The sequence below is a fragment of the Citrobacter sp. 506 genome, from assembly GCF_050434985.1.
Taxonomy (GTDB): Bacteria; Pseudomonadota; Gammaproteobacteria; order Enterobacterales; family Enterobacteriaceae; genus Citrobacter; species Citrobacter braakii.
Genome location: NZ_JBNDJN010000009.1, coordinates 57,064 through 69,403, shown reverse-complemented (window position 1 = coordinate 69,403; position 12,340 = coordinate 57,064). Strand labels below are relative to the sequence as shown.

Annotated in this window: 12 protein-coding genes; 10 read left to right on the top strand and 2 right to left on the bottom strand. The window is 51.6% G+C overall.

Annotation, left to right across the window (positions count from 1 at the left end; genetic code table 11):
- Positions 1-16 precede the first annotated feature (16 nt).
- Together gppA and rhlB are read right to left on the bottom strand one after the other, a co-directional pair.
- Positions 17-1,501 carry a guanosine-5'-triphosphate,3'-diphosphate diphosphatase gene (gppA, locus tag ABIE10_RS22830; RefSeq protein ID WP_181636113.1) on the bottom strand — a complete coding sequence of 495 codons (1,485 nt, stop codon included), beginning with the start codon at positions 1,499-1,501 and terminating at the stop codon, positions 17-19.
- Between the two features lie 8 nt (positions 1,502-1,509).
- Positions 1,510-2,778, bottom strand: coding sequence for an ATP-dependent RNA helicase RhlB (gene rhlB, locus ABIE10_RS22825; RefSeq protein WP_218658816.1), 1,269 nt, complete (start codon positions 2,776-2,778; stop codon positions 1,510-1,512).
- A gap of 143 nt (positions 2,779-2,921) precedes the next feature.
- Between rhlB and trxA the strand changes: the two genes are divergently transcribed.
- The 10 genes from trxA (at position 2,922) to rffC (ending at position 12,337) form a co-directional block, all read left to right on the top strand.
- On the top strand, positions 2,922-3,251 hold the full coding sequence (gene trxA, locus ABIE10_RS22820; protein ID WP_001280776.1) for a thioredoxin TrxA: 330 nt from the start codon (positions 2,922-2,924) through the stop codon (positions 3,249-3,251).
- Positions 3,252-3,381: 130 nt separating this feature from the next.
- On the top strand, positions 3,382-3,501 hold the full coding sequence (locus tag ABIE10_RS22815) for a rho operon leader peptide (protein WP_049259789.1): 120 nt from the start codon (positions 3,382-3,384) through the stop codon (positions 3,499-3,501).
- A gap of 87 nt (positions 3,502-3,588) precedes the next feature.
- The gene (rho, locus tag ABIE10_RS22810; protein ID WP_002437993.1) at positions 3,589-4,848 is read left to right on the top strand and encodes a transcription termination factor Rho; all 1,260 of its coding nucleotides are present in this window, start codon (positions 3,589-3,591) and stop codon (positions 4,846-4,848) included.
- A 249-nt stretch (positions 4,849-5,097) separates the two neighbouring features.
- Positions 5,098-6,201 (top strand): UDP-N-acetylglucosamine--undecaprenyl-phosphate N-acetylglucosaminephosphotransferase, encoded by a 1,104-nt coding sequence (gene wecA / locus ABIE10_RS22805; RefSeq protein WP_053389656.1) that lies wholly within the window; start codon positions 5,098-5,100, stop codon positions 6,199-6,201.
- A gap of 12 nt (positions 6,202-6,213) precedes the next feature.
- Complete coding sequence (gene wzzE / locus ABIE10_RS22800) at positions 6,214-7,260, top strand: ECA polysaccharide chain length modulation protein (protein WP_016155108.1); 1,047 nt, start codon at positions 6,214-6,216, stop codon at positions 7,258-7,260.
- A 55-nt stretch (positions 7,261-7,315) separates the two neighbouring features.
- Complete coding sequence (gene wecB, locus ABIE10_RS22795) at positions 7,316-8,446, top strand: non-hydrolyzing UDP-N-acetylglucosamine 2-epimerase (protein ID WP_235117463.1); 1,131 nt, start codon at positions 7,316-7,318, stop codon at positions 8,444-8,446.
- Positions 8,443-9,705: a UDP-N-acetyl-D-mannosamine dehydrogenase gene (gene wecC / locus ABIE10_RS22790; RefSeq protein WP_047358756.1), complete on the top strand. Its 1,263-nt coding sequence runs from the start codon at positions 8,443-8,445 to the stop codon at positions 9,703-9,705. Before wecB ends, wecC begins: the two co-directional genes overlap by 4 nt.
- Positions 9,705-10,772, top strand: coding sequence for a dTDP-glucose 4,6-dehydratase (rffG, locus tag ABIE10_RS22785; protein WP_153689860.1), 1,068 nt, complete (start codon positions 9,705-9,707; stop codon positions 10,770-10,772). Before wecC ends, rffG begins: the two co-directional genes overlap by 1 nt.
- Before the next feature lie 28 nt (positions 10,773-10,800).
- The gene (rfbA, locus tag ABIE10_RS22780) at positions 10,801-11,682 is read left to right on the top strand and encodes a glucose-1-phosphate thymidylyltransferase RfbA (protein ID WP_016155112.1); all 882 of its coding nucleotides are present in this window, start codon (positions 10,801-10,803) and stop codon (positions 11,680-11,682) included.
- Complete coding sequence (gene rffC, locus ABIE10_RS22775) at positions 11,660-12,337, top strand: dTDP-4-amino-4,6-dideoxy-D-galactose acyltransferase (protein WP_279263656.1); 678 nt, start codon at positions 11,660-11,662, stop codon at positions 12,335-12,337. Before rfbA ends, rffC begins: the two co-directional genes overlap by 23 nt.
- Positions 12,338-12,340 lie beyond the last annotated feature (3 nt).

Sequence of the window (12,340 nt, the reverse complement as noted above, 5' to 3'; positions counted from 1 at the left end):
ATCCGGCAGCCAGCATCTAATGCACTTCCAGCGGCCAGTGGACATAGCTTTGCCACTGTATTTCCTGATCGATTAACTCTGTACCTAATGGATGATGTTCCAGCCAGCCTTCCGGTAGCGTTAACGTCAGATTCTCATCCTGAGCTTGCAGGGTGATATGTGGCACTAAATCGTCGCGACGGCGAGCGGCGAAAATGATCGCCAGGCGTAGCAAACGGCAAAGGTGCTCAGCGATGCGTGGTGGCACAGCGTTTTGCTGGTGGAGTGAAGAGAGATCGACCGGATTAGTTTGGTTGAGCAACAGCGTGGCTAACAGTTTTTTCTGCGCGGGAGTAAAGCCCGGGAGATCGAGATTACGTACCAGCCAGGCGGCATGCAGTGGCGCCTGCTTATATTCTACGCTCAGTCCTATTTCATGCAACTGACAGGCACTTTGCAGCAGTTCACGACAAATGGCTTCAAGATGCCACTCATCTTTCACCTGTTCGAGTAAATGTACAGCCAATTGCGTGACGCGATTCGCCTGATCGGTGTCGACCATAAATCGACGCTGAATATTACGCAGCGTACGGCTGCGAATGTCCTGATCAACCGGCAAGTGCAGCATTCCGTAGACCAGACCTTCGCGTAGTGCGCCGCCGGCCAGTGTCATGCATTGAATATTCAGTTCGGTGAAAATGGCGATCAGAATGGCCAGTCCGCTGGGAAAAACCAGTGCGCGTTCCAGCGTTAACCCTTCTATTTCCAGCTCTTCCAGACGACCACAATGAATGGCGCGCTGTTTAAGCTGCTGAAGCTTGGCCAACGTAATGCGCTCATCCATGCCTTGCGCCATCATGATTTCCTGTAACGCCTGGACGGTGCCAGAGGCACCAACGCAAACTTTCCAGCCATGAAAACGCAGTTTGTCGGCGACCGGGCGCAGAACTTCGCGAGCCGCTTTCTCTGCTTCGTCAAAGTTTTCCTGTGCCAGATTACGATTGGTGAAATACCTTTCGAGCCAGGTGACGCAGCCCATTGACAGGCTGAACAGAGAGGTGGTTTGCGCGCCGGAGCCGGTAACCAGTTCAGTACTGGCACCGCCAATATCAACGACCAGACGCTGATCGGCGCCGCCGGTGGTGTGGGCAACACCTTGATAAATCAGCCGCGCTTCTTCTTCGCCGCTGATGACCTGGACAGGACAGCCGAGGATCTCTTGCGCTTTGGCGATAAACTCATCGGCGTTTACCGCGATGCGTAATGTTGCCGTGGCGACCACGCGGATTTGCGGCTGAGGGATATCCTGCAGACGTTCAGCAAACAGGCGCAGGCATTGCCAGCCGCGCTCCATAGCTTCAGCGGAAAGAACGTTGTCGCTGTTGAGGCCAGCGGCCAGACGCACCTTGCGTTTAATACGCGTGAGTGTCTGAATGCTTCCCGCCACCTCGCGTACAACCAGCATATGAAAACTATTCGAGCCTAAATCAATTGCGGCGTACAGCGAAGTGGTTGTGAGCATATCTAACGTTAACCTGAACGACGACGATTACGCGGAGCACCACCGGTACGGCGTGGGCCATTGCCTGTGCGCGGACGCGTTAAGCGTAACGGCTTCGGCAGATCGGTCATCAGCGCATCCGGGTTGTACTTGCTGACCGGGATCGAGTGACCGATATAGGTCTCGATTGCTGGTAAATTCAGCGCGTATTCTTCACAGGCCAGGCTGATAGAGTGACCGCTTGCACCGGCGCGACCGGTACGACCGATACGGTGAACGTAATCTTCACAGTCATCCGGCAGGTCATAGTTAAATACGTGCGTTACGGCTGGGATATGCAGACCACGCGCGGCGACATCCGTCGCAACGAGAATGTCGAGATCGCCACGGGTGAACTCATCAAGGATACGCAGACGTTTTTTCTGCGCCACGTCACCGGTCAGCAGACCGACGCGATGACCGTCAGCGGCAAGACTACCCCAGATATCTTCACAACGATGCTTGGTGTTAGCAAAGACGATGGCGCGATCTGGCCACTCTTCTTCAATCAGCGTTTGCAGCAAACGCATTTTCTCTTCGTTGGAAGGATAGAAGAGCTCTTCTTTAATACGGTGACCTGTCTTCTGTTCCGGTTCGACTTCAACGTACTCGGCGTTATTCATCTGTTCGAACGCCAGTTCGCGAACGCGGTAAGAGAGGGTTGCAGAAAACAGCATGTTCAGACGTTGGGTGGTTGGCGGCATACGACGGAACAGCCAACGGATATCTTTGATAAAGCCCAGATCGTACATACGATCGGCTTCATCCAGCACCACGACCTGAATCGCGCCCAGGTTAATGTGGTTCTGTTTTGCATAGTCGATGAGACGACCGGTCGTGCCGATAAGAATATCGACGCCGCTTTCCAGCACTTTCAGCTGTTTGTCGTAACCGTCGCCGCCATAAGCCAGGCCTAATTTCAAACCGGTGGTCTGTGCCAGCGGCTCGGCGTCAGCGTGGATCTGCACGGCTAACTCACGCGTTGGCGCCATAATTAACGCACGCGGTTGGTTCACCTTGCGATCGGCAATCGCGGGATGAGAGAGAAGATAATGAAACGTTGACGTCAGGAACGCCATCGTTTTTCCGGTACCGGTTTGCGCCTGCCCTGCAACATCACGACCTGCCAGCGTTAGCGGCAGCGCGAGGGCCTGAATGGGCGTGCAGTTATGAAAGCCTTTATTTTCAATGGCTTCTATCACCTTTGGGTGCAGGGCGAAGTCGGAAAACTTCTGTTCTGTTAAATGTGTTTTGCTCATAGTGTGGTAGAATATCAGCTTACTATTGCTTTACGAAAGCGTATCCGGTGAAATAAAGTCAACCTTTAGTTGGTTAATGCTACATCAACACGTCGTTGATTAAGAGTACACCAACGCACCAGGCTTATTCCTGTGGAGTTAATATGAGCGATAAAATTATTCACCTGACTGACGACAGTTTTGACACGGATGTACTCAAAGCGGACGGAGCTATCCTCGTTGATTTCTGGGCAGAGTGGTGCGGTCCGTGCAAAATGATCGCTCCAATTCTGGATGAAATCGCTGACGAATATCAGGGCAAATTGACGGTTGCTAAACTGAACATTGACCAAAACCCAGGCACCGCGCCGAAGTATGGTATCCGTGGCATCCCGACCCTGCTGCTGTTTAAAAACGGCGAAGTTGCGGCGACTAAAGTCGGCGCACTATCCAAAGGTCAGTTGAAAGAATTCCTCGACGCTAATTTAGCGTAAGGAAGTCTCATGATCGGGCGACCATACTTCGAAATGATTCGGATGACTGGACGCCCGACTTGAGTCGTGCTAAGTTAGTGTTGACTTCGTATTAAACATACCTTATTAAGTTTGAATCTAGTTATATCCAATACTTCCCGTTGTTTCTCGCGCGAGAAGTGGACAGATTCCTGGCTTGTCACTCAATCCGTCTTGTCGTTTCAGTTCTGCGTACTTTCCTGTGACCAGACAGCGAACAGACATGAGTTGATGGCCGTAAACAGGCATGGATGACCCTGCCATACCATTCACAACATTAAGTTCGAGATTTACCCCAAGTTTAAGAACTCACACCATTATGAATCTTACCGAATTAAAGAATACGCCGGTTTCTGAGCTGATCACTCTCGGCGAAAATATGGGCCTTGAAAACCTGGCTCGTATGCGCAAGCAGGACATTATTTTTGCCATCCTGAAGCAGCACGCAAAGAGTGGCGAAGATATCTTTGGTGACGGTGTGCTGGAGATATTGCAGGATGGATTTGGTTTCCTCCGCTCTGCAGACAGCTCCTACCTCGCCGGTCCTGATGACATCTACGTTTCTCCCAGCCAAATCCGCCGTTTCAACCTCCGCACTGGTGATACCATCTCTGGTAAGATTCGCCCGCCGAAAGAAGGTGAACGCTACTTTGCGCTGTTGAAAGTTAACGAAGTTAACTACGACAAACCAGAAAACGCCCGTAACAAAATCCTCTTTGAGAACTTAACACCGCTGCACGCAAACTCTCGTCTGCGTATGGAACGTGGTAACGGTTCTACTGAAGACTTAACGGCGCGTGTACTGGATCTGGCATCACCGATCGGTCGTGGCCAACGTGGTCTGATTGTTGCTCCGCCGAAAGCAGGTAAAACCATGCTGCTGCAGAACATCGCGCAGAGCATTGCTTACAACCATCCGGACTGCGTGCTGATGGTGCTGCTGATTGACGAACGTCCGGAAGAAGTTACCGAGATGCAGCGTCTGGTGAAAGGTGAAGTGGTTGCGTCTACCTTTGACGAACCAGCCTCCCGCCACGTTCAGGTTGCGGAAATGGTTATCGAGAAGGCGAAACGTCTGGTTGAACACAAGAAAGACGTTATCATTCTGCTCGATTCCATCACCCGTCTGGCGCGTGCTTACAACACCGTGGTTCCGGCTTCCGGTAAAGTTTTGACCGGTGGTGTTGATGCCAACGCCTTGCATCGTCCGAAGCGTTTCTTCGGTGCGGCGCGTAACGTGGAAGAGGGCGGTAGCCTGACCATCATCGCGACTGCGCTGATCGATACCGGCTCTAAAATGGATGAAGTTATCTACGAAGAGTTTAAAGGTACCGGCAACATGGAACTGCATCTCTCTCGTAAGATTGCTGAAAAACGCGTCTTCCCGGCTATCGACTACAACCGTTCCGGTACCCGTAAAGAAGAGCTGCTCACCACCCAGGAAGAGCTGCAGAAAATGTGGATCCTGCGCAAAATCATCCATCCGATGGGTGAAATTGATGCCATGGAATTCCTCATTAACAAGCTGGCGATGACCAAGACTAATGACGACTTCTTCGACATGATGAAACGTTCGTAATTCAGGTCTCATCCGAAAACGCCACGTTTTTACGTGGCGTTTTGCTTTTGTGGCTGTAATCTTAACGACACAATAACGATAATACGGTATGACATACCGCATGGCGAAGAAGGGTTGAAATTCGTATTTTGTGGTTGCTAATCATATAGAACCACCTGATATGGAGCTGATATTGAGTCGGGTTTCTCTTCTGAATAATTGGCTGGATGGTTATACTTCGTGTATTGATATTCTCTGAGAGCATGTATAGTGAATTTATTGACAGCAAGTACTGATCTCATCAGTATTTTTTTATTCACAACGCTGTTTCTTTTCTTTGCCCGCAAGGTCGCGAAAAAGATTGGATTGGTGGATAAACCCAACTTCCGCAAACGTCATCAGGGACTGATTCCGCTGGTTGGGGGGATTTCGGTTTACGCAGGCATTTGCTTTACGTTTCTTATCGCCGATTACTATATCCCGCATGCTACTCTCTACCTGGGTTGTGCTGGTGTACTGGTGTTTATAGGTGCCCTGGACGATCGTTTTGATATCAGTGTAAAAATCCGCGCAACCATCCAGGCCCTTATCGGCATCATTATGATGACGGTGGGTAAACTCTATCTGCTAAGCCTTGGCTATATTTTCGGCCCCTGGGAGATGGTGCTCGGTCCTTTTGGATATTTCCTTACCCTGTTTGCCGTCTGGGCGGCAATAAACGCCTTCAATATGGTGGATGGGATTGATGGTCTGTTGGGTGGATTATCTAGCGTGTCATTCGCCGCTATGGGGCTTATCCTGTGGTTCGATGGTCAAACAAGCCTGGCCATCTGGTGTTTTGCCATGATCGCCGCCATTCTGCCTTACATCCTGCTGAATCTGGGTATTCTCGGACGCCGCTATAAAGTTTTTATGGGGGATGCGGGCAGTACGCTGATTGGCTTCACGGTGATTTGGATCCTGCTGGAGACTACCCAGGGGCCAACGCATCCTATCAGCCCGGTCACCGCTTTGTGGATTATTGCCATTCCGTTAATGGATATGGTGGCAATTATGTATCGTCGCTTACGCAAGGGCATGAGCCCTTTCTCCCCGGATCGCCAACATATTCACCATTTAATCATGCGCGCCGGATTTACCTCCCGACAGGCTTTTGTCCTGATTACCCTGGCTGCAGCTATTCTGGCATCTATTGGCGTGCTGGCTGAATATTCTCGCATTGTCCCGGAGTGGGTGATGTTGGTGTTTTTTTTACTGGCGTTTGTCTTGTACGACATCTGTATTAAACGGGCCTGGAAGGTAGCGAGATTTATCAAACGTTTGAAGCGCAAGTTGCGTAGAAACCGTGAAAGTAAACCAGACTTAACCAAATAAATTGAGGGTACGATGAGACAACCATTACCGGGGGAAGATGCCGTGAGCGCTGAAAATGAACTGGATATCCGTGGGTTGTTTCGTACCTTGTGGTCAGGGAAGGTGTGGATCGTCGGTATGGCTCTCGCCTTCGCGATAGCGGCCCTCGCCTATACGTTTTTTGCGCGTCAGGAGTGGAGCGCCACGGCGATTACGGACAGGCCAACGGTCAATATGTTGGGTGGCTTTTACTCTCAACAGCAGTTTTTACGCAACCTGGATATTAAGGCCAGTCTTGCGTCCACGGACCAACCGTCAGTAATGGATGAGGCCTATAAAGAATTCATTATGCAGCTTGCCTCCTGGGATACACGCCGAGAATTCTGGCAGCAGACTGATTACTATAAGCAGCGTATGGTCGGTAATAGCAAAGCCGATGCGGCGATGCTGGATGAACTGATCAATAACATTCAGTTTTTGCCTGGCGATGCGCTGCGTAATACCAATGACAGCGTGAAGCTGATTGCCGAGACGGCTCCTGATGCCAACAATTTGCTGCGCCAGTACGTCGCGTTTGCCAGCCAACGCGCGGCACGTCATCTGAACGATGAGTTAAAAGGCGCATGGGCTGCACGCACTGTGCAGATGAAAGCGCAGGTTAAACGTCAGGAAGAAGTGGCAAAATCCATTTTCTCTCGCCGCGTCCACAGCATTGAACAAGCGCTTAAAATTGCTGAGCAGCATAATATTTCGCGTACTTCCACAGATGTTCCAGCTGATGAATTGCCGGATTCAGAATTGTTCTTACTCGGACGTCCTATGTTGCAGGCGCGACTCGAGAATCTGCAGTCAATTGGTCCGGATTTCGATCTGGACTATTTCCAGAACAGGGCAATGCTGAACACCCTGAACGTTGGACCAACTTTAGATCCGCGTTTTCAGACCTATCGTTATTTGAGAACGCCGGAAGAGCCGGTAAAACGTGACAGCCCTCGTCGCGCCTTCCTGATGATTATGTGGGGTATCGTTGGGGCTCTGATCGGTGCTGGTGTCGCGTTAACCCGTCGCCGTACGATTTAGCAATGCCGTTGCAGTGAGGGGCTGGGCTCTCACTGCCAATCCGAAGAGAATCGATGTGAAAGTACTGACTGTATTTGGTACGCGACCGGAGGCCATTAAGATGGCTCCTCTGGTTCATGCGCTGGAAAAAGATCCTGATTTTGAGGCGAAAGTTTGCGTTACGGCGCAGCATCGGGAGATGCTCGATCAGGTGTTGAATCTTTTTTCCATTGTACCTGACTACGATCTCAATATTATGCAGCCAGGTCAGGGACTAACAGAAATAACCTGCCGCATCCTGGAAGGGTTAAAGCCTATTTTGGCTGAATTCAAACCCGATGTGGTGTTGGTTCATGGTGATACCACAACCACGATTGCTACCAGTTTGGCCGCGTTCTATCAGCGCATCCCGGTGGGGCATGTAGAGGCTGGTTTACGTACAGGCGATCTCTATTCACCATGGCCGGAAGAGGCTAATCGTACGCTGACCGGGCGTCTGGCAATGTATCATTTTGCCCCAACAGAAAACTCGCGCCAAAATCTGTTACGAGAAGCTATCCCTGATGAGCGTATTTTCGTCACGGGTAATACGGTTATTGACGCGTTGATCTGGGTTCGGGATCGCGTATTGGGAAATGAGACGCTGCGTGCGGATCTGGCCGAACGTTATCCTTTCCTGGATGCTGATAAAAAGATGATCCTGGTGACCGGTCATCGTCGGGAAAGCTTCGGTCGCGGTTTTGAGCAAATCTGTCATGCCCTGGCGGAAATAGCCGCGTCTAACCAAAATGTGCAGATTGTCTATCCGGTACACCTGAACCCTAACGTCAGTGAGCCGGTCAATCGCATCCTGGGTCACGTTGAAAATGTGGTGTTGATTGAACCGCAGGACTACCTGCCATTCGTATGGCTGATGAATCACGCCTGGCTGATCCTTACTGATTCCGGCGGGATTCAGGAAGAAGCGCCGTCTCTGGGGAAACCTGTGCTGGTGATGCGCGAAACAACGGAGCGCCCGGAAGCTATTACCGCAGGGACTGTACGCCTGGTAGGTACAGACCCACAGCGGATTGTTGAAGAAGTCACGCGTTTACTGCATGACGACAATGAATATCAGATCATGAGCCGCGCCCATAATCCGTATGGAGACGGGCTGGCATGTGACCGCATTTTAGATGCATTAAAAAATAATCGGATATCGCTATGAGTTTTACGACCATTTCTGTCATTGGGCTGGGTTATATCGGACTGCCAACGGCGGCTGCCTTTGCTTCCCGTCAAAAACACGTAATTGGCGTAGATATAAATCAACATGCGGTGGATACCATTAATCGCGGTGAAATTCACATCGTTGAGCCCGATCTGGGTGCGGTGGTGAAAACGGCGGTCGAAAATGGGTTTTTACGTGCGAGCGCGACACCCGTAGATGCTGATGCGTATCTGATTGCGGTGCCTACCCCGTTCAAGGGAGATCATGAACCCGATATGGTCTACGTAGAAGCCGCGGCGAAATCTATTGCGCCAGTTTTGAAAAAAGGCGCATTGGTTATTCTGGAATCCACTTCACCTGTCGGGGCAACTGAACAGATGGCCGCATGGCTTGCAGAAATGCGGGCTGACCTGACTTTCCCGCAGCAGGTCGGTGAACAGGCGGACGTTAACATTGCTTATTGCCCAGAGCGCGTACTGCCGGGTCAGGTAATGGTCGAACTGATTAAAAACGATCGGGTGATTGGAGGAATGACCTCCGTCTGTTCCGCGCGCGCCAGCGAGCTGTACAACATCTTTCTCGAAGGCGAATGTGTGGTGACCAACGCCCGCACCGCAGAAATGTGTAAGCTGACGGAAAATAGCTTTCGCGATGTCAATATCGCCTTCGCCAATGAACTGTCGCTGATTTGCGCCGATCAGGGGATCAACGTCTGGGAACTGATTCGCCTGGCAAACCGGCATCCACGCGTGAATATTTTGCAGCCCGGCCCTGGCGTAGGTGGACACTGTATCGCGGTCGATCCGTGGTTTATCGTGGCGCAGAACCCGCAGCAGGCGAAATTGATCCGCACCGCGCGTGAGGTAAACGATGGTAAACCGCATTGGGTGGTCGATCGGGTAAAGGCTGCCGTAGCCGACTGTCTGGCGGATACCAACAAACGGGCTAGCGAAGTGAAAATTGCCTGTTTTGGTCTGGCATTCAAACCCAATATTGACGATTTGCGTGAAAGCCCGGCGATGGGAATTGCGCAGAATATTGCGCAATGGCACAAAGGCGAAATGCTGGTGGTGGAACCGAACATCCATCAACTGCCGAAAAAACTGGATGGTCTTTGCCAACTGGCGACGCTGGACGATGCTCTGGCACGTGCTGATGTGTTGGTCATGTTGGTTGACCATAATGAATTTAAAGGCATCAAAGGCGATGCGGTTCAACAGCAGTACATCGTTGATACCAAAGGGGTCTGGCGCTAATGAAACGAATTCTGGTTACCGGTGGAGCGGGATTTATCGGCTCGGCGGTTGTGCGACACATCATTCATGATACCGAGGATGCGGTGGTTGTGGTCGATAAGCTGACCTACGCCGGAAACCTGATGTCGCTGGAGCCGGTTGCGCAGAATTCCCGTTTTGCCTTTGAGAAAGTGGATATTTGCGATCGGGCATCGCTCGACAGGGTGTTTCAACAATATCAGCCGAACTGCGTGATGCATCTGGCTGCAGAAAGCCATGTCGATCGTTCAATTGATGGTCCCGCCGCCTTTATCGAAACCAACATTGTGGGAACCTACACGCTGTTGGAAGCGGCGCGCGCTTACTGGAGTACATTAGCCAGCGAGGAAAAATTGGCGTTTCGTTTCCACCATATCTCGACTGACGAGGTGTATGGCGATCTCCATTCCACAGATGATTTCTTCACCGAAACCACGCCGTATGCGCCGAGCAGCCCTTATTCCGCGTCGAAAGCCAGCAGCGATCATCTGGTTCGCGCCTGGCTGCGTACCTACGGTCTGCCAACGCTGATTACCAACTGTTCCAATAACTATGGTCCGTACCATTTCCCGGAAAAACTGATTCCGCTGATGATCCTCAACGCACTGGCGGGCAAACCGTTGCCGGTATATGGCAATGGTCAACAGATCCGTGACTGGTTGTATGTAGAAGATCACGCCAGGGCGCTCTATTGCGTGGCGACGACGGGCGCGGTTGGGGAAACCTATAATATTGGTGGCCATAACGAGCGTAAAAACCTGGATGTTGTCGAAACGGTTTGCAGCCTGTTGGAAGAGCTGGCTCCGCATAAACCGCAGGGCATCGCGCAGTACCGCGACTTGATCGCTTTTGTGGACGATCGCCCAGGCCATGATTTGCGTTACGCCATTGACGCTTCAAAAATTGCGCGTGAACTCGGGTGGATGCCGCAGGAAACGTTTGAAAGTGGAATGCGCAAAACCGTGCAGTGGTATCTGGATAATCAGGCATGGTGGAAACCCGTGCAGGACGGCAGTTACCAGGGCGAACGTTTAGGTCTGAAGGGCTAACAGCCTGGTTTTGCGGAGGAGACAACGCATGAAAGGTATCATTCTGGCGGGTGGCTCAGGTACTCGCTTGTATCCCATTACGCGGGGCGTATCGAAGCAACTATTGCCCATTTACGATAAGCCGATGATTTACTACCCGCTATCGGTACTGATGCTGGCGGGAATTCGCGAAATCCTGATTATCACCACTCCGGAAGATAAAGGCTATTTCCAGCGTTTGCTGGGCGATGGATCTGAGTTCGGCATTGAACTGCACTATGCTGAGCAACCGAGCCCGGATGGATTAGCGCAGGCTTTTATTATCGGTGAAACGTTTCTTAACGGTGAACCATCGTGCCTGGTGTTAGGGGACAACATCTTCTTTGGTCAAGGATTCAGTCCAAAACTGCGTCATGTGGCCGCCAGAACGCAAGGCGCGACGGTGTTTGGCTATCAGGTCATGGACCCTGAACGTTTTGGTGTTGTTGAGTTTGATGACAATTTTCGCGCAGTCTCTCTGGAAGAGAAGCCGAAAGCGCCGAAATCTAATTGGGCGGTGACAGGGCTCTATTTTTATGACAGCAAAGTGGTGGAATACGCGAAACGCGTGAAACCTTCTGAGCGTGGGGAGCTGGAGATTACGTCTATCAACCAGATGTATCTTGATGACGGACATCTGACGGTTGAATTGCTTGGGCGTGGCTTTGCCTGGCTGGATACCGGTACGCATGACAGTTTGATCGAAGCGAGCACTTTTGTGCAGACGGTGGAGAAACGCCAGGGCTTTAAAATAGCCTGTCTGGAAGAAATCGCCTGGCGTAACGGTTGGCTGGATGACGAAGGCGTGAAGCGTGCCGCCAGTTCACTGGCCAAAACGGGTTATGGTCAATACCTGCTGGAGCTGCTCCGTGCTCGTCCGCGCCAGTATTGAGCCGCTTAGCTGGGAAAATACGTTCTTTGGCGTGAATAGCGCCATTGTCCGTTTTGACCAACGCGCGCCGGTTCTAACCGCGGATGCGTTGCTGCCCTGGTCGCGTGTACAAGCAAAAATACTTGCCGCAAATAGCCATGAATTGGATGCTCTTCAGCATTTGGGTTTCTCAATGGTAGAAGGTGAAGTCGATTTTGTACTGCCGGTGACGTGTGCCTGCGGCGACCCCGGTGCGCAGGTCGCGCAACCTACGGATATCCCGGTATTACGCCATCTGGCAGGACAGGCATTTGCGCAAAGTCGTTTTCGCGCCCCGTGGTATGCCGAAGATGCCAGCGCGCGTTTTTACGCACAGTGGATTGAAAACGCGGTGCTGGGGACGTTTGATCACCAATGCCTCGTTTTTCGTAAACCGACTGGTGAGATTCGTGGCTATGTCTCGCTGCGTGAACTGAATGCGACCGAGGCGCGAATTGGCCTGCTGGCCGGGCGTGGTGCGGGTGCAGAACTGATGCAGGCCGCGCTTTGCTGGGCACAGGCCCGCGGTAAAACAACATTGCGTGTGGCGACCCAAATGGGTAACACCGCCGCGCTTAAACGTTATATACACAGTGGTGCGAATGTGGAAAGCACCGCGTATTGGTTATACAGGTGACAC

Coding starts and splice junctions, on each gene's coding strand:
- gppA (WP_181636113.1), bottom strand. CDS start 1,501: ATGCTCACAACCACTTCGCTGTACGCCGCAATTGATTTAGGCTCGAAT.
- rhlB (WP_218658816.1), bottom strand. CDS start 2,778: ATGAGCAAAACACATTTAACAGAACAGAAGTTTTCCGACTTCGCCCTG.
- trxA (WP_001280776.1), top strand. CDS start 2,922: ATGAGCGATAAAATTATTCACCTGACTGACGACAGTTTTGACACGGAT.
- rho (WP_002437993.1), top strand. CDS start 3,589: ATGAATCTTACCGAATTAAAGAATACGCCGGTTTCTGAGCTGATCACT.
- wzzE (WP_016155108.1), top strand. CDS start 6,214: ATGAGACAACCATTACCGGGGGAAGATGCCGTGAGCGCTGAAAATGAA.
- wecC (WP_047358756.1), top strand. CDS start 8,443: ATGAGTTTTACGACCATTTCTGTCATTGGGCTGGGTTATATCGGACTG.
- rffG (WP_153689860.1), top strand. CDS start 9,705: ATGAAACGAATTCTGGTTACCGGTGGAGCGGGATTTATCGGCTCGGCG.
- rfbA (WP_016155112.1), top strand. CDS start 10,801: ATGAAAGGTATCATTCTGGCGGGTGGCTCAGGTACTCGCTTGTATCCC.